The 18,340-nt window shown below is 61.8% G+C and carries 12 protein-coding genes and 1 tRNA gene; 7 read left to right on the forward strand and 6 right to left on the reverse strand.

What is annotated here, in order from left to right; translation table 11 throughout:
- The first annotated feature begins 29 nt into the window (after positions 1-29).
- A complete protein-coding gene (locus HY962_10290; protein MBI5647309.1) occupies positions 30-1,562 on the forward strand; it encodes a hypothetical protein in 1,533 nt (510 codons plus the stop codon).
- 107 nt (positions 1,563-1,669) lie between these two features.
- Here the strand turns inward: HY962_10290 and HY962_10295 are convergent, their stop codons facing one another.
- The 4 genes from HY962_10295 to HY962_10310 form a co-directional block, all read right to left on the reverse strand.
- On the reverse strand, positions 1,670-3,316 hold the full coding sequence (locus HY962_10295) for a hypothetical protein (protein MBI5647310.1): 1,647 nt from the start codon (positions 3,314-3,316) through the stop codon (positions 1,670-1,672).
- A gap of 155 nt (positions 3,317-3,471) precedes the next feature.
- Positions 3,472-6,150, reverse strand: a complete 2,679-nt coding sequence (locus HY962_10300) for an SBBP repeat-containing protein (GenBank protein ID MBI5647311.1) — start codon at positions 6,148-6,150, stop codon at positions 3,472-3,474.
- 192 nt (positions 6,151-6,342) lie between these two features.
- Positions 6,343-6,906 (reverse strand): hypothetical protein, encoded by a 564-nt coding sequence (locus tag HY962_10305; GenBank protein MBI5647312.1) that lies wholly within the window; start codon positions 6,904-6,906, stop codon positions 6,343-6,345.
- Between the two features lie 7 nt (positions 6,907-6,913).
- Complete coding sequence (locus tag HY962_10310) at positions 6,914-7,384, reverse strand: hypothetical protein (GenBank protein MBI5647313.1); 471 nt, start codon at positions 7,382-7,384, stop codon at positions 6,914-6,916.
- 673 nt (positions 7,385-8,057) lie between these two features.
- Here HY962_10310 and HY962_10315 point away from each other — a divergent pair.
- Together HY962_10315 and HY962_10320 are read left to right on the forward strand one after the other, a co-directional pair.
- On the forward strand, positions 8,058-9,947 hold the full coding sequence (locus HY962_10315; protein ID MBI5647314.1) for an Nramp family divalent metal transporter: 1,890 nt from the start codon (positions 8,058-8,060) through the stop codon (positions 9,945-9,947).
- Positions 9,948-10,142: 195 nt separating this feature from the next.
- Positions 10,143-10,436, forward strand: a complete 294-nt coding sequence (locus tag HY962_10320; GenBank protein ID MBI5647315.1) for a hypothetical protein — start codon at positions 10,143-10,145, stop codon at positions 10,434-10,436.
- A gap of 74 nt (positions 10,437-10,510) precedes the next feature.
- On the opposite strand, the gene HY962_10325 is transcribed toward HY962_10320, so the two are convergent.
- Positions 10,511-12,268 (reverse strand): hypothetical protein, encoded by a 1,758-nt coding sequence (locus HY962_10325; GenBank protein MBI5647316.1) that lies wholly within the window; start codon positions 12,266-12,268, stop codon positions 10,511-10,513.
- 488 nt (positions 12,269-12,756) lie between these two features.
- On the opposite strand from HY962_10325, the gene HY962_10330 reads away from it, so the two are divergent.
- Positions 12,757-13,749 carry a sensor histidine kinase gene (locus HY962_10330; GenBank protein MBI5647317.1) on the forward strand — a complete coding sequence of 331 codons (993 nt, stop codon included), beginning with the start codon at positions 12,757-12,759 and terminating at the stop codon, positions 13,747-13,749.
- A complete protein-coding gene (locus HY962_10335; GenBank protein ID MBI5647318.1) occupies positions 13,746-14,408 on the forward strand; it encodes a response regulator transcription factor in 663 nt (220 codons plus the stop codon). The genes HY962_10330 and HY962_10335 overlap by 4 nt, the downstream gene beginning before the upstream one ends.
- 152 nt (positions 14,409-14,560) lie before the next feature.
- On the opposite strand, the gene HY962_10340 is transcribed toward HY962_10335, so the two are convergent.
- A tRNA-Ser gene (locus HY962_10340) sits at positions 14,561-14,647 on the reverse strand.
- Between the two features lie 193 nt (positions 14,648-14,840).
- Between HY962_10340 and HY962_10345 the strand changes: the two genes are divergently transcribed.
- Positions 14,841-15,395 carry a hypothetical protein gene (locus HY962_10345; GenBank protein MBI5647319.1) on the forward strand — a complete coding sequence of 185 codons (555 nt, stop codon included), beginning with the start codon at positions 14,841-14,843 and terminating at the stop codon, positions 15,393-15,395.
- Positions 15,396-15,477: 82 nt separating this feature from the next.
- On the forward strand, positions 15,478-18,195 hold the full coding sequence (locus HY962_10350; protein MBI5647320.1) for an HAD-IC family P-type ATPase: 2,718 nt from the start codon (positions 15,478-15,480) through the stop codon (positions 18,193-18,195).
- The last annotated feature ends 145 nt before the right edge of the window (positions 18,196-18,340 follow it).

Raw genomic sequence — 18,340 nt, forward strand, 5'->3', positions numbered from 1 at the left:
CGCGGAACCATCCTTCACCGCACACACCGATGTCCCACTTCAGAGACGAACGGATGCGGTTCCACACCAAGGAGTATCCTGTGAGATTCTGCGGCACGGTTTTTCCCTGCTGCCTGCTCGTCCTGACACTCGTCACGGCGACGGCGCAGGACAGTTGCCGCTTCCCATTCCGCCCGGGAAATTTCCTGCGCTACGCGGTAGGCACGACGGGCACCGGGGAGTTCCTTCTGTCGTTCCAACCCGTCCACGGATCGTTGCCTGAGCCCGCGGATGAACACGTCCTTGTCCTACGCACCGGGACCAGAGTCCTCGACATGGCGAACAGAGCGTACGCGCGTGTTGCTCCTGAGGGCATTCTGCAATGCACCGATTCGGTGGCCATCCGTTATCCACTCGCCAGAGTCATCAACGAGTTTTTTCCCGTGGTCATCCCTGCGGCGGACACAATGACGCTCCGACGGTGGTATATCACGAAAGCGTCGACCTACGTCATCTCGGAAGCCCGCATCACCGTGCTGCGGCGCTTCGACACGACGCTGTTCGGGAGCGTGGCACGCGCCTTTCGCGTGCGGAAGGTGACGAGGGAGCGGACCGAACTGCTTACCCTCGCCGACGGATACGGCATCGTCGCCATCGACGTGTACAATCCGGATGGGACGCCGAAGGTGTCCGCGGTCCTATCGGGCTGGGTGATCGACGGCCGCCGTCACAACTGGGATCCGGTGCTGCGGAACTTCCTCCCCCTGTGCGACGGCGACGTCCACCAGGCCTCCGTGCGCAACACCGCGAGGATTGGGAATCCGCCCCACGAAACGACGTTCATCATCTCCGACACCGTGCGCGCGGCCGACACGGCCCGCGGGCATCAGTGGTTCCGGCTGATGCGGACATGGATCGACGGGCCGGGTGCCCGCATGCGCGTGCGGAGCGACAGCAACGGCACATTCACTGGGACGGGACGGGATACCGGTGTGACGGAGGAACTCGTGCTCCCGAATCACGCGGTGCGCGGCTGCGTCGTCCTCGATTGGGAGGTGACCGACGTCCGGTTGGTGACCATCGACGGCATCCCGCGGACGTCCATCGCGCTCTGCGCCTTCCGCGGCGACTTTGATGTCACTTCCGGTGACGAAGGGTTCGAAGTGTGGACCGACGGCATCGGTCTCACGGAGGTGAACCTCCGTGCCTATTATTCGGAGAACCACAAGAGGGGCAGCTTCGCCTTTGCGCGTGTGTGCGGCACCGTGTATGGGACCCCGCTCAGTCAGCGCTACGCGCCCGTCGCCCCCGGCGCGGCGGCGCTGGAAGAGGTCTACCCGCATCCAATCGAACGGATGACGGGAGGCGGGGCAACTCTTCGCGCAACCTTGGCGCATGCGGGGTCAGTGACGCTCGTGGTGGTCGATCTGCACGGCGCACGCGTGGCAACGCTGTACGACGGATATCTGCTCGCCGGCGAGCACCTGTTCCAGTGGGAATCCGGCCCCCTGCCGGCCGGCCTGTACGTTGCGATCCTCCGCGCGGGACACACGCAGGCGGTCCGGACCCTGATCCTGCGCTGAGGGCGCCCGCGCGCCGTTCTCATGCGGGGAAAGCGCGCGGTGCCGTCGCACACGATGGCCGAGCGGCAGATTTTTCCGTCGCATGCCTGCGCGTGACGTCCTGCCGCTCAGCGCGCAATGATCAGCGGTATCGCGACGATGGCGTTGCCAGTGACCGCCCGCAGGAAGTATACTCCCGCCGAGATGGATGCCAGGTGTGCCGTCGTGCTGAACCGGCCGGCACCGTGCCAAGCGTCGTGAATCACCGTCACTTCGCGACCAAGCTGATCCACCAGACTGATACAAATGCGCCCCTCTGAAGGGAGGATGCCGGTGATCGCCGCGGCGTGGCGGATGGGTTGAGGTTGACACACAAGTTCTAGGGCGAGACCACGCGATTCCACCACTTCACTGAAGGTGGTCCCTCCACGTTTCTCGGCCATCGTATCAAGCGCGAGTTTCCATCCTGGATTGACGTCGCAGCAGGCGTACGCACCGCGATACGTCGCATCGTAGGGCAGCCCGTTGAAATCCCGGTCACCGTCTGTCGCATCGGGGAACAGCGAGTCCGGCAGCGCATCGCCGCGCAGACGGGTGCAGAACGGGACGAGGTCGAGGCGTGCGATGTCGCTGGAAACGCCAACGAGAAAGAGCCCCGCCCGCCTGTACGCATCTAGCACGTTGGCGAGCGTGTCGGGAAAATTCGGCTCGATGCCATGCGCCGTGAACACGGCGTTTGCGATGCAGGTCCGCGTGTAGGCAGGGTCGGGATTGTACAGGCGTATCCCGCCCGTTGTGCTCGCGCTCAGGATGGTGTTGTGGAAGATGTGTATCGTGCGCGGCCGGAATCCGTTCTGCGCCGTCACGCTCACGGTGGGAAATCCCGCGGGATCCTGGTGATTGACGAACACGTTCGCGTACAAATTCGTATTGCCCGTGACCTGCAAGAGCGCCTCCACGGGATTGTCGTAGAAGAAATTGCCGTACACCTCGTACGTGTCGCGCGCCCCGGGGCCGTCGGGCGGGAAGGCGCCGAGCAGCACGTTCGGCCTCGCATTCGCGCCGGTGGACGCGTTCTGCTGCTTGCAGAACACATTGTGCCGCACGATGGTCTTCCCGTCCACCGCCGTGCCGGGAAAGACGTCGCGCACACCGGCCGCCTGATGTTTGATCTGCATGCAGTAGCCGACGGGATTCAGGATGAGGTTGTATTCGATGAGCCCGTTCACGAACGGCTTGTCGCCGTCGGAGTTACCGAGGTACAGTCCCGTGCCCGCGCCGATGATGCGGTTGCGTCGGATGACCCAGTCCCACGCATGGCATTTCGTGCTGATGCCCACGAGCTGCTGATCACCGCCGTAGCCCACGATGTTGAGGTACTCGAGCGTGATGTGATGCGCCCAGTTCCCGGCAGTGCCCTCGCCCTTCACCGCGTCCACCTCCACGCCGTTGCCGTTCAACTCGAGATTGCGGATCACGAGGTACGAGCACTGCGTGATGCTGACCGTGTTGCAACAGGCGCGCGCGAGGAACACGGTGGTGTACCTCACGGGACTGCCCGTGATCACGATCGGCGCGTCGGCGGTGCCGTTGAGTCCGCTCAGCGCGAGATCCTGCGTGTACGTTCCCGCCGCGAGCGACAGCGTGTCTCCGGCGCGCAAGGTGCTCAGGAAGGACCGGTAGTTGGACGGATCTGCCTGAATGAGCCGCGCCTCGGCGTGTGCGCCGATGAGCAGGAGCAGCAGGAGGGCGGGATGGATGTGGCGCGGCGACATGCGAGTTCCTCGTGCGGGAGATGGCGGATGGCGGAAGATACCACCGCGCGCAATCCGCTGCACGTGATGCCCATCACGCGCGGCCGTGATGGAACAGCGCCTGTCATCCCCGAGATGTTCACACCGCTGAGCGACGCGGGCACACGGCCGTGGACTCAATGCACAACATGGAATGACACGTGTGCACCTGTCGCGAGACGCGCGAAATATCGGCCGGAACGAAGATCTCCGATACCCAGGACAGCCGAACCGCGTCCGGCGGACGAAATCACGGACACGCGGCGCAGTTCCTGGCCGTGTATATCGTAGATTCGAACATCCGCCGCATCGGCAGGCATTCCCGACCATGCGAGTGTCAGCACATCGCGCACAGGCGAGGGATACGCGTCGAGCCGCGTGTTTCCTTCGGTCTCAGCGATAGAGAGACGCAGCACCGTTGAAACGAGGGTGGTCCCGTCAACATCGCGTTGCAGGATGCGGTACGAAACGGCGATGGGAATAACAACGCGATCCACGAAATGATCCACGAATTCGTATTCGGCGCCACCGCCCTGCGGCGCGCGCGCAGACACAAAGCCGACGGAGGTCCACGGGTTTCCTTCATCATCACCGATACGGCGCTCGATCTCGAAGCCCGCATTGTTCGTCTCGGATGCGGTACGGAAGCGCAGCTCCACGCGGCCCTCGCGCAATTCGCCCGTGAACGCGACAAATTCGACAGGCAGCGAACCCGTCGAGAGGAACGTGGCGATAAACGCGTCCGCGTTGCCCGCATTGGCGGCCTGACTCGCGCCTGGCACGTACAGATCCGTGCTGTATGTATATCCGGGCACAACGATGGTATTTCCCGTGGTAATCGCGGGTGAGCCGGCGTACTCGTCCGCCGATCCACCGTAATAGGTGCCCCACTGCCGGGTGCCGCTCGCGTTGTATTTCACGAGTGCGGCATCGGTGGCGCCTGCATTGGACGCCTGCTGTGGATTGAGCACGGGGAAGCCGGTACTGGTGGTTCCCGCCGTGATGACGACGTTCCCATTCGCATCGAATACCACGCCTGTACCGTAGTCTTCATCGTTGCTGCCGGGTCCGCCGCAGTAGGTTGCCCACATCCGCGTACCCGTCGGCGACATGTACACAACGGTTGCATCCGACGATCCCGCAAGTGTGTTCTGTTGTGCATTGGCAACAGGGAAATTCGCGCTGCGTGTCATACCGACCAGCGCGATGTTGCCGCTGCCGTCGACGGCCACGCGATTACATTCGTCAAAATCGCTGCCGCCGTAAAACGAGGCCCACTCGCGTCCGCCGTTCGAATTGAACTTGACAACAAACCCATCTCCATTCCCTCCGCCGAAAGATCCCTGGAATCCGCCAGCCACCGGGAAGGAACTGCTCTTGGTCTGTCCCGCCACGATCACGTTTGCGCTGCCGTCGAGCGTCAAACCCCATCCATAATCATCACTCGTGCCGCCATAGTACGTGCTCCACTGGAGGACGCCGGAGGCACTGAATCTGCTCACAAACACATCGGCGGAACCGCTTGCCTGCGCGGGTTGAAACGCGTTCAGCGTCGGGAAATCTGCGCTGTATGTTCTCCCGCCCGTGTACACATTGCCGCTTCCGTCCATGCCCACACCGAAGCCCTCCTCACCGCCGCTGCCGCCGAGAAAGGTGGCCCAGAGCCGCACTCCGGCATCGTTGAACTTCACCACATACGCGTCTCCCGTCCCGCCCATGCTCGACTGCTGCGCGTTCTGCGTCGGGAAGTTTGCGCTGTATGTGCGTCCCGCTAGAGCAACATTGCCGCTGCCGTCAACGGCGATCGCGTATCCGTTTTCGATCCCCGTGCCGCCGTAGTAGGTGGACCATATCATCGTGCCGCCCGATGTGAACTTCGTCACCGTCGCATCATAGCTGCCGCCGTTCACCGTCTGCTGCGCATTGTTCACCGGGAAGTCGGCGCCGTTTGATGCGCCCGCAAGCAGAATGTTCCCTTGCGCATCCACCGCCACGGCGGCACCGCGCTCCGATCCCGCGCCACCGAAGTACGTCGCCCAGGGATCGATGACCAGCGTGGCGGCCGCGTCGTACGACGCGACACGAAAGCCCAAGGCATCCCCTTCGAGACGAAAGGCGGAGGCAACCGGCACTCTGCCGCCGTCGGCGGCAAGGAGCCAACTGACAGGCGCGTCCTCGTGTATGCCTCCTAATGGCGAGAGGACCTCGAGACCACCCGCCGCGGTAAGGGCGACAGCGTCCGCCCCTTCGTAGCGAAGGCGGATGTCGGAGGGATTCGCGCCGGGGGACACGACGAATTCGTATTTTAATCGGCCGTCCCGTTCCATAAACACCGCATCGATGCCGCGCCAGAGATTTTCATACCGGATGGTCCGATATTGTTTCACCCCGAGCACGCCCGCGGGGCAATGCGCAGCGTAGTAGTTGCGCAGGCCGGGAGCGGGGTCCTCGGCGCGCACGTGCGGCGAGGGATTCGCCGCGTCGAAGCGGAGGTCCATCCTGTACGTGCGCAGTTCCTCGTCCGTCTCACCATGCGGCATGCCCGCTTGCGCTGGATGCGCAGCGACGCTTGCCCGCGTGAAGACGATGCTCACGCGGTCGCGCTGAAAATAGAGGCGCGCGCCTCCCGCGTCGGCGGTGTAGAGCAGGTCCGGACGCACGCGCCCCTTGCTGTCGACGAGCTGACCGTCGTTCTTGATGAAGGTGATATTCTGGGACGCGGTTTTTCCCGGTTCCTGAGCCGCGTCCGCGGCTTGCAATCCGGAGATGGTCAATATGACAACGAACACGCGTGAGAGGGCCGGAAGTGTGCGCATGACGGTAGTCCTTCTGTGATGCGAAATGAATAATGATCATCACAGCCGTCCATGCGGCCTTTGAACGCGCGCTCCGCCGTGCGCCACAGCGGTACGAGGAAGGGAGTATGAAAGCGGTTGATGACCTGCCGTCAAATTACGCGGGCGCACGGCGGGCGTCAACTGAACAAATGAGCAGTTTTTAGAGGCGCGCTAGCGCGACAACTCCTGCGAGAGGTCTCTGAGTCTGCGTAGTCTCACGAGACGGTTTTCGCTTTCACGGATTGCGGAGGCGATACCCTCGAGATCCAGGAATGCAGAGGCATCAAGAAACGTCAGAGATGGAAAATCGACCTGATCCGACAACATGCCCGGCGGCTGCACACTGCCCGCCGCTTCCGTTGCAGAGGGAAGGGCCGTCGGACGCGGGGGCTCCACGGCAGCTTCCTGCTGATCGCCCGGCTTCGCGGCTCGCGGCAGCGGTTCGTGCATGTGATTCACGCAGCGCTGCAGAGCGAAGAGCACTTTTTTCGAGACGCGCACGGCGTTTCCCGAAGCGAGATTACGCACGGTGGAAGGCATCACGCCCGATCGCGCAACGATGTCGGACATGCGCAGCGACGCGAGAAGTTCGCGCGCAAGTTTTTCCGCGAGCAGAAGGTTGTCGGACTTTTCAACCGGCATCCTCTCCTCTTGGACTTCCTCGACTTCCCCTTCTTCGGGAGGGTCGGGAGGACGCACGACAAAGCGTCCCAGAGGAACAAAATTGGTGAACATGGCGGCCTCACAATCCCTTTGCGAGTTCGAGCAGATCTTTTAACATCACGATCCGTTTCTCGAGCCGCTCAATTTCGGATTCGATCGCTTCGAGGCGCACGTATGGCATCGCGGACAGGTCCAGCCGGTCACCCGCCGTGGCACCCATGAATCCCGAGGAAGGCAGCACCGCACCGGCGGCGCGGGGTTTGCGTCCCGGCTTGCCCCGTTCGGGACGTGCGGGCGCGGTGCCCGCCTTTACCGCGTCGTAGTACGCCTTGACGGCATTATACACTTTGTGTGAAACGCGCTTGGCCTCGCCTTTCGCGATGTGCTGGAGTGTGAGATAATTCAAACCCGATACTTTCGCCAGAGCATAGGCCGTTGTGTTTGAGAGAAGCTCGTCGATCATGCGCTCGGTGAGCAGGACCATATCGACCTTTTCAGATCCGGTCCCGGCGCCTGCCGGGGAAGAGGAGAGATTCTTTCTGCGTGACATGTGGGAATGTCCTTTTTTGCGCGTGGTACCTGATCAGGTGTTGTCGTGATGGTTGCGGGCATGTTCCCTGAGATGCCGTGATGGTCGCGAGGAGAGGATCCGTCCGCCTGCAGCTCACCGGGGGAAAACACCACGGTGGTGTTTCCGGGTGATGCGAGTTTTCGGACCGTTCAGCCCGGGGCGGAAACGTCGCGTGTGCCTCCGTACCCGTCCCGTCCGGCACGGAGGGCACGATGTCAGTGTGGAGAGAAATCCATTGTTTCCCGTCTATGGTAGTGTGGAAGGCGGACAACACAATTCCTGTGACATGTGCAGCGCTGATGGTGCGCATGCCCTCCGAGGTGTGAGCCCTCGGGCAGCGTTCCAATTCACCGTTGAATCACATGGGTGGCAGCAACGGCAACACACCGCACCGAATGCGGTGCTGTGTTGCGAGTCTCACGGTGCCATCCGGAGTATGTGTCGATCGCGTTTGGTTGATCCTGGGCGGGAGGATCGTCCTTGGCGGGAGGCACCGTTGTACAGACCGTTGCTATTGCAAACTTGATACATTTCCATGCGGGAGTCAAGCTTTCGAGGAGAATTCCACCGGGTAATTCCATAATTGCTGGCTCAAATTCCGTGGTCGGTGTATATTACATCTGCAGACATCCTCATTTAACGAAAGGCCGCCGTGTCGCGGACCCAGGTATCACTGTCCGAAGTACACCGCTCCGTGCACATCCCGAAAGGTGTGAGCATCTGGCGTCGCATGTTCGCGTTTCTCGGCCCGGCCTACCTGATCAGTGTCGGGTACATGGATCCGGGCAACTGGGCAACCGACATCGAGGGGGGAGCGCGTTTCGGTTACACGCTGTTGTGGGTGCTTCTGATGTCGAATGCCATGGCAGTGCTGCTGCAGACGCTCTCCGCGCGGCTCGGCATTGTGGCGGGGCGTGATCTGGCGCAGGCATGCCGCGACAATTATCCGCGCCCCGTCACCTTCGCGCTCTGGGTCTTTACCGAGATCGCCATCGCCGCCACCGATCTCGCCGAAGTGCTGGGCACGGCCATCGGCCTCAACCTGCTGTTCGGTATCCCCATGATTTGGGGCGTGCTCATCACGGGCGTCGACACGATGCTCTTTCTCGCGATACAGAACATGGGGATGCGCAAATTCGAGGCGTTTATCCTTTCGTTGGTGACGGTCATCGGACTCTGTTTCATCTTCGAACTTTTTCTTTCGAAGCCCGATCTCGCGGGCATCGCGGGCGGATTTGTTCCGCGCCTGCCGGACGGCGCGCTCTATGTGGCGATCGGCATCATCGGCGCCACGGTCATGCCGCACAATCTGTACCTTCACTCGGCGCTGGTTCAGACACGCAGCTTCGACGCGTCCGACGAAGGCAAACGACAGGCCTGCCGCTTCAATCTCATCGATTCCTCCGTCGCGCTCAACGCCGCCTTCTTTGTGAACGGCGCCATTCTTGTGCTGGCTGCGGCCGCGTTCCACCGGAACGGCATGGCCGTGACGGAACTGCAGCAGGCGCATCATCTGCTCTCGCCGCTGCTCGGCACCACGCTCGCAGGAACGGCCTTTGCGCTCGCGCTGCTCGCGGCCGGACAGTCGTCGACCATCACGGGAACTCTCGCGGGACAGATTGTGATGGAAGGATATCTGCATTTCAAGATACGTCCCTTCCTGCGGCGTCTCTTCACGCGGCTTCTCGCCATCGTGCCCGCCGTCATCGTCATCAGTTCCTCCGGCGAAGGCGGCACGTACCGGCTGCTCATTCTCAGCCAGGTGATACTCAGTCTGCAGCTTCCGTTTGCCGTGATCCCGCTCATTCATTTCACGAGCAGCGGTCGCATCATGGGCGCGTTCGCGAACAAGCTCTGGGTGCGCCTGCTCGCCTGGCTCGTCGCCGCAATCGTGGTGTCGCTCAACATCAAGCTCGTGGCAGCCACGGTGTCGGAGTGGATATCCGGATCCGGTTCTCCGATTTTGCTCGGCTCCATTCTCGCGCCCGTGCTCGGACTTGTCGCCGCCCTGCTCCTGTACGTCACCCTGCAGCCGATGCTGCCGGGCGCCGTCACCGACCGCCTCCCCGGCTGGAAATCGCTGCGCCACCTCCTGCTCGCCGACGATGAAACGCTGCGTTTCGAGGTGCCGAAATACCGGCGCATCGGCGTGGCCGTCGACATGAGCGACGACGACCAGAAGGTGCTCGGGCACGCCTTCTCGCTCGCGCGCCATCACGACGCGCGCCTCGTGCTCTTCCACGTGGTCGAAGGCGCGGGCGGCACGGTGTTCGGACACGAGGCCTTCGACACCGAGGCGCGCGAGGACGCGGCCTACCTCGCCACACTCGCCGGAGCGCTCGCGGGCCGCGGCGTCGACGCCGACACCGCTCTCGGCTTCGGCAATGTGCCCAAGGAAATCGTACGCCTCGCACGCCTGCACGAGATCGACGTTCTTGTCATGGGCGGACACGGACACCGCGCGGCGGCGGACTTCCTCCTCGGCAGCACCATCGAGCCCGTCAGGCACGAACTCGAAATCCCCGTTGTAATCGTGCGCTGAACAGCACCGGCACGCGCCGATCAGATCCCGGGGTGTTTCGAACCCGCGGGACGCTAGTTGCATTTCGGATACGAGGCGTGGTATTTTCGTCCGTCGCCACTTCTCAACACGAAATCACACGCCGTCCCCGTTCGCGCCGTTTGCGTCGCGTACGTCGCCGGCATCTCTCTCACCGTTCAGCGAAAGGATGTTTCGATGATACTCGTGCGCGATGTGTTCCAACTCCATTTCGGCAAGGCGAAAGACGCGATTGCCGCGATACGCAAAGGTGCGTCGCTCTTTGAAGGTGCCTCGAGCACGTTCCGTGTTTTGTCCGATCTCACCGGACCGTACTACACCCTGGTCCTCGAAACCACCTTCACCAATCTCGCGGAATACGAGGCGATGATGCAGGAGGAAACGGGCCGGGCCGAATGGCAGCAGTGGTACGCCGGGTTTGTCCCCTACCTCGCAGGAGGGCACCGCGAGATATTCACGGTGGTCATGTGACACCCTGCGATTAAAAAAAGAGAATCCCGGACCGAATCGATCCGGGATTCTCCGTTATTCGGAGGACGCCGCGTTTATTTCTGCAGCGTCATCGTGATTGTCTTCGAGAACGAGAGACCGCTCTCGGCTCCCACCATCGAGATCGTTGCGATGTACTGGCCGCTGGCAAGCGCGCCCGCGTCGAAGGTCACCGTGTGTACACCGGCGTCGATAGCGTCGTCGACAAGCACCGCCACGGTCCGCCCCGTTGCATCATGCACCGCGAGACGCACCTGGCTGCGCTCGGGAGCGCTGTAGCGGATCGACGTTGTGGGATTAAACGGATTCGGATAGTTCTGGTCCATGTCGAAGCTCTCGGTCGAGAACGAGGCGCCGCCCTTGACCACGATGCCATGCATCTTTGCCCAGTTCAGCTTCATGGCGATGTAATCGAGGTTGTTGATCACGCCGTTGCCGTCCGTGTCCATGTGGCACCCCATGGTGGTGGACCACGGAAGCGAGGGCTGTGCCGTCCACGTGAAATAGGCCAGCGGATTCGTGGCGGCTTCCTGGCGGTAGCGCGCCGGACCGTTCAACCAGGTCGGGCTCAGATTCGCATCGCGAATGTAGGTGTTGAGCGCCTTGCGGTCGCCGTAGTTCACGAGGCCGTCGTCGTTTGCATCACCCGGCCAGACGAGGCAGAGTTCTGTTCCCGGCGCGAGTGCGAGCATCGACGTCGACAGCTTATAATCCTCCGCGGTGCCGCAATTGTTCAGCATGCGGTATGCGGCCTCGACACGGTAGAACGCGGGCGTGAGATTGATGTTCACCGCCGCGGTGCCATTGGCAACACCGGCCGGCTTGAGGATGTCGAAGTTGGCCGTGCCCGAGGGCAGACCCGAGGGATCGCCGATGCGGTAGAATCGCAGCGTCACGGGAATCGTGTAGGCTGTTGCCAGAGGATACGAGACGCTGTACTTCACGTAAATCGTGCCCGGTGTGTACACGTACTGCTGTGGGGCGCCGTTGACGTCCACGATCTCCATCGAAGCCGAACCGCCCGGGATGTTGCAGCCCCAGGAGAAAGTCCAGCCCGAGGGCGGGGTCAGGGAGGGATTGTAGGCGCAGGACGAGGAACTGACGGTACCCGCCACCGCGGTCGGCCAGGTATGAACACCCGAGGTGACCATGCGGTTGCTGACGTTCACCATGGCGGTGGAGGATCCGCGAAGACCGACCTGGGCCGTTGTGGTGGCCGCGGTTGTGAACGTGCCGTACACGACGTCGATACGATTCGACGTCTCGTACAGGCGAATCTGGAAGTTAATGTTGTCTCCGGGATATGTGGCTGCGGGATACGTCTTGATAGACGCCCACTGAATCGTGAAGATACGATTCGGCGCCGAACCGCTCGTAGCGTATGAGAGTGAGGGCGAAGGTGCACCGGAACGCAGGTCGAGATCGCGCGAAAGTCCGGCGATGGCACCCTGGCTTCCCTGACCGCCGGAAATGGCGCCTGTCAGACTCGTGGACCCCGACCCGAACGTCACGTATCCATTGGTACAGACATAGATCGTATTCTGATTAAACGTGTTGTACAGGAACGGAAACGGGAGAGGAACGGTCCAGTATCCATCGTCCAACGAACCGGACGTCAAAGGCGACACCGCCGCGCCGGCATTCGCGAGGACAGTTCCACCGGAAATCGGCGTGTAGACGTCCTGAAACTGACGGAAGGGCGTCGTGGATATCTGCGCTTGAACAGAGGCGCCGAGCAGCACAACAAACAACGCGGCCGCGGTGAAACCCGCAGTTCTAACTATAGTGGATCGACGGTTGGCGGCATGTTTCATTACAACCTCCTGAAGGGGAAAAACGGTAGAGGACTGCGACAGTGTACTGAATACGCTGGGGATGGCACCGAGTTTCAAATTTAAAGTGTTTTACACGGGTAAAAGTTCCCGTCTGTATGAATGAGATGAGGCAGAGTCCCCGCCGGTGGTAATTCTACCGTCCCATATGACCGCCCAACGGGTAATTCCGATACACAATGGCTGAATTTCGATTCATATTGCGGCTTTTCCCTCTTGACATGCGACCGGAGCGGGGTGTACTTTGGCCTGTGCGCCATGCCTCCTCTCCGCCGCCGCACGGCGCCCACGTGAGTCTCCGGGCACAACAGATCGATAGTGCCCCGCCGGCGCACCCATGTATCGATGGACCCATGAATTCCGCAACAGTGCCTCACGCTTCCATCACATCCACTCACAGTGCTGCACATTGCGCGAGCACACCCCGGCCTCGCGCCTCGGCGTGCCTTGCGCTTATGCTCTTGCTGTCCATGGCTCCGTGCGGCCTTGGCCAGACCCCGCAACCCGTGGGCGACAGCGTTCGTCCAGCCGCCTCCGACGCGGAGTACAGGCGCAAGATCATGTCGTTGCTGGAGCAGAACGCGCAGTTAAAAGCGGACAAACATGCGATGGACGAGGAGCGGCGTCTGCTCATCATTGCCGGAGTGCTGATGATGTGTATCGCCGGATTCATCGCGTTCCGCGCCCTGCAGGGCCGGAGGCGCGAGTCCCGACTGCGTGTGGAGGCGGCGGAAGCCGAACGGCTGCGAAACACAGCCGCGAGCGCCGAGCGTGAACAGGAAATCCAGCAGATGTTTACTGAGCAACTCATCCTGTCGCAGGAGCAGGAACGCGCGCGTATCGCGCACGATCTGCATGACGGCCTGAGCCAGGGCTTGCTGGTGATTCGGAACCGCGCGTTGACAGGGCTGCGCGGCGCACTCGAGGTTGATGCACTTGCCGCGCACCTCAGCGCTATCTCCGACCTCGCCGCGCAGGCGGTGGATGATGTGCGCGCCATCTCGCGCGACCTGCGCCCCTCGCAGCTCGACCGCCTCGGTCTCAGCGAGACGTTGCGCGCCATGCTCACCACGGTGGCCGAGGCCTCCGAAACGCGTTTCACCTTCGACGTGGCCGATATCGACGGACTTGTTGCGCGGGAGCACGAAATCAACGTGTTCCGCGTCGTGCAGGAGGGCGTCAACAACATGCTGAAACATGCACGCGCTCGCGAGGCGCTGGTGATGGTGTCGTGTACGGACGACTGCCTGCGTATCACGCTCGAGGACGACGGGCTGGGATTCAACTCGACGGCACGAAACGGCCGCGGAGCGGGCTTCGGCCTCCATGGCATGCATGAGCGCGTGCGTATGCTCGGCGGCGACATCGACATTTCCACCATACCCGGCGGCGGCGGCACGGCCATACACATTGTAATCCCCGTCGAGACGGCGACGTACAGAAAGGCGGAGTCCGCCGCATGAGCAACGCAGAACCCATCCACATTCTCGTCGCCGACGACCACCCCATCTTCCGGCGCGGCCTGCGTGATGTCATCGAGGAAGACGGCCGCTACCACGTCGTGGCTGAATGCGGGGACGGACAGCAGGCCGTGTTCGAGGCCCAACGCCTGTGTCCGGCCATCGCCGTGCTCGACCTCGAAATGCCGCGTCTCGACGGCTTGGAAGCGGGCCGCATGTTGCGCGAACTCCCCGCGCCGCCCAAGCTCATCTATCTCACCATGCACGACACGGCCGCAATTTTCAAGCGCGCCTTCGACATCGGCGCCTGCGGGTACATCCTCAAGGACGGTGCCGCAGATGAAATTGTCACCGCGCTCGACGAAGTGACGGATGGCCGCGTGTTTGTGAGTCCCGCGCTCTCCGAACGTCTTGTGGCACCACGCAAGAGATCCGCCGACGATGCCGAGAGTTCGCCGCTCGCCATCTCCACACTGACGAAGGCCGAGCGACGCGTATTACATCTCATCGCCGAAAATCGCACCTCCGATGAGATCGCGACGATGCTCAACATCAGTCCGCGCACCGTCGAGGGGCATCGGTCCAACATCACGCGCAAACTCAATCTTTCCGGCTCCTACGCGCTCGTGCGATTTGCGCTGCTGCACCGCGACAAGCTCTGACAGCCCTCGCGCGCGGCAGCGTGTGCGCATCGGGCTGTATACAGACACGCCAGTCTTTCGCGCTGCGAATGATGCGATCTGGTACGCAGCGAAATATTCCGGATACACGGAATGGCCGCAGTTGGACGCAGCCCACGTGTAACACATTGTTGCGGAGAGGGTGGGATTCGAACCCACGGTACGGTTCCCCGTACACACACTTTCCAGGCGTGCCAGTTCAACCACTCCTGCACCTCTCCAGAAATCCCCCCAAAGGGAGAATTCCAATTTTACACGCAATCGGGGATATTTCCAAACGAACGGTGAAGCGGTTGCTGTGCGACACAGCGCCCGCGGCATGGAACGTGCGCGCAGGGGGCATCTGTGGTATTCACGCTGTACTTCCCTTCCGTCTGCGTATTTTCCTGCTACACATTGAGATGGAGGGACGACATGAAACTGTCGGCCGTGTTGCTGCTCTGCGCGATCACCACCACACTCTCCGCGCAGCATACGTCCGTCGGACGTATACGCGCGTATCGTTTGGAGCTGGAAGAGACGCTGGGGACGGGACCCGAAGCGGGTGGTGCGGCGCCGGGTATTGTGCGTCTCGAGCGTATCGTGCCCGGATCGGGTCCGCAAAATACCGAGATCGTGTACAGGTCGGTGGAACTCGAGGACGAACACACCCCCTGGCGGCGCCGCAGTTCCCTGCTCACCGCCGTGCTGACACAGAATATCGCCGCGATGGCGCCACGGCGCGAGTTCTATTTTTGTGATGGCGCGATGGTGCTGTGTATCGCGCGCGCCGACACGGGAGACGCGGAGTGGGAGGAATATTACTTCGACGGGAAAAACGTACTCGGTGTGTACCGCGTGACACGAGCGGGACAGTCGGCGGTGACGACGGCCCAGGCGGGCCCGCGCGCGGCAGCCGCGCGCGAGTGCGGCGAAAGGCTCGCGGAGGCCTTCGCGGCGATGGTGAAGGCGCGCGAGCTGGTGCAATGACACACGGGCATTTGCCGATTCACACGGATAGTCGGAACTTTCGGCACACTATGCACGGTTGAATCGAGACCATGGACAGACTATGACAAAACCCTATCACGCACTCCCCATCGCCGAAGTCCTGACCGACCTCGGCACCGACGCCGAACTCGGTCTCGCTTCAGATGTCGTCGCGGCCTCGCGCCACCGCAATGGCGCCAATGAACTCCCGAAGGAAAAGAAAAAATCGTCGTTTCGTCTTTTCCTCGAACAGTTCAACAATCCGATCATCTACATCCTCATCGGCGCGGCCATTCTCACGGGCCTGCTGGCGGATCTGGCGGACTCCATCGTCATCTTTGTGGTCGTCTTCGTCAATACTCTCATCGGCTTCTATCAGGAGAAACGCGCCGAGGCGGCGCTCGATGCGCTGAAAAACCTCACGTCACCCAGCGCGCGCATCGCGCGCGACGGAAAACAGACCACGGTGCCCGCGACCGAGGTGGTTGTCGGCGACGTCGTTTTTGTGGAATCCGGCACAAAGGTGCCGGCCGATATCCGCCTGCTCGACACGCAGGAACTGGTGGTGGACGAATCGATGCTCACGGGCGAATCCCTGCCGGTGACAAAAAAGGCGCTTGCCGACGTTGAAACACAGGCCGCTCTGGGGGACCGCTTCACGATGATCTACTCCGGCACAGTGGTGCAGCGCGGACGCGGCAAGGGTGTCGTCACGTCGGTGGGAGTAAAAACGGAACTTGGCGCGATAACCAAAAACATTATCGAGGCGGGCGAAAGCATTTCGCCGCTGCAGCATCGCCTCGAGGCCTTCGGGAAAAAACTGAGTCTTGCGATCGGTGTAGCCATCCTTCTCATCTTCATCGCCGGCATGCTCGAGGGCAATTCCTTCGTGCAGATGTTTCTGACCGCCGTGGGCATGGCCGTGTCGGCCATACCGGAGGGACTGCCGGTATCGGTCACCGTCGCTCTCTCGATCGGCGTGTATGCGATGGCGAAACGCAACGCCATCATCCGCAAACTCGCCGCCGTCGAAACGCTCGGCAGCACCACCATCATCTGCACCGACAAGACGGGCACACTCACCGCAAACGCGATGACGGTGCGAAGCATCTATACGGGGAGCCGCTGGTACAGCGTCACCGGACTCGGCTACGATCCCGCGGGCGATATCCTCGACGAGGAGGGCGCCAAGGTGCAGATCGACGACAGGCAGTCGCCGCTCGCGTACACGCTGCGCATCGGACTCATCTGCACCGAATCCAAAATTGTGCGTGAAGACGGGGAATGGAAGCTGGTCGGCGATCCGACCGAGGGCGGACTGCTTGTATCCGCGCGCAAGGGTGGACTCGATGTCGAGGCCGAAGCGCGCGCGTTTCCCATCGTCGATCTGCGTCCCTTCGAATCCGAGAACCAGTACATGGCCGTCACCGTGCGCTCCGACGGACAAAAATATCTGCTCGTCAAGGGATCGGTGGAACGTGTTCTCGGAATGTCGACCTCGGCCTGGACCGCACAGGGCCAGGCGCCCATAGATCACGAATCGGTGCACCGCGCCGTCGAGAAGATGTCGGGCGAGACGCTGCGCGTGATCGCCTTCGCCTATCGCGAGATCGGCGACGGCGAGGAGGTGTTCGACGAGAACGTGTACCGCGACTGCGTGTTTGCCGGCCTGCAGGGCATGTACGATCCGCCGCGCGACGAGGCCCGGAAGGCCATTGCCGACTGCAAAACGGCGGGCATCAAAGTGATCATGATCACGGGCGACCACAAGGACACGGCCCGCGCCATCGCGCAGCAGCTCGCGCTCGACGACGAGGCCATCGACGTGGTGACCGGCGCCGAACTCGAGGACATGAGCGACCGCCGCCTGCTGGGCATCTGCGATGTGACCGAAGTGTACGCGCGCGTCTCACCGATGCACAAGCTGCGCATTGTGAAAGCCCTGCAGAAGCGCAATCACATCGTCGCAATGACGGGCGACGGCGTCAACGACGCTCCGGCTCTCAAAGCCGCCAACATCGGCGTGGCGATGGGCTCGGGCACCGACGTCGCGAAGGAGGCGTCAAGCATGGTGGTGACGGACGACAACTTCGCGTCCATCGCCTCGGCCGTACGCTACGGCCGCGTCATCTTCGACAATCTGCGCCACATCATTCTCTTTATTCTCAGCACTAGTTTCGGCGGTGTGCTGACGCTTGCCGCCTCCATCATCGCCGGCATGCCGCTGCCCCTGCTGCCCGCGCAGCTCCTGTGGATCAATCTTGTGACCGACGGCATCTCCACGTTCCCGCTCGCCTACGAGAAGGAACATGGGAATGTGATGAAACGTCCGCCGCGCGAGACCAACGCGGGGCTGGTGCCGAAGGAGATGCTTGTGTCCATCATCATCGCCGGTGTGGTGATGATGATCGGCACACTCGGGGTGTACCAGTGGGCGCTGCACAACTACTCGTATTTCCTGCTCACTCCCGAACTGCAGGAGTTTGCGCTGCGCAAGGCGCGGGCCATGGCTTTTGTCACGCTCGCCTTTTTCCAGATATGGAACGTGCACAACTCGCGCTCGGTCGGCTCGTCGCTGTTCCGCATCGGCCCCTTCTCGAACCGCCCCCTGCTGCTCGTGATGCTTGCGTCTGTTACACTGCAGGTGCTGGCGATTCACCTGCCGGGCCTCAACGATCTCATGCGTGTGAACGAACTCACACTCGACGAATGGGCCATCTGTCTCGGTGTCTCCTTCACAATCATTCTTGTGATGGAGATCAAGAAGCTGCTCCTCCGTGTCTGGGCGACAGCCCGGTAGGGTGTTCAAGAAGTGGGAAAGTAGCAAGGTGGGAAGGTAGCAAAGTAGAAAACAGCCAGTCTTTTACTTTGCTACTTTGTTACATGTCCACAGTAAAAAGTGGGAAAGTAGCAAAGTTGAAAACAATCCGTTTTTTACTTTGCTG

The organism is Ignavibacteriota bacterium (assembly GCA_016218045.1).
Taxonomy (GTDB): domain Bacteria; phylum Bacteroidota; class Ignavibacteria; order SZUA-365; family SZUA-365; genus JACRFB01.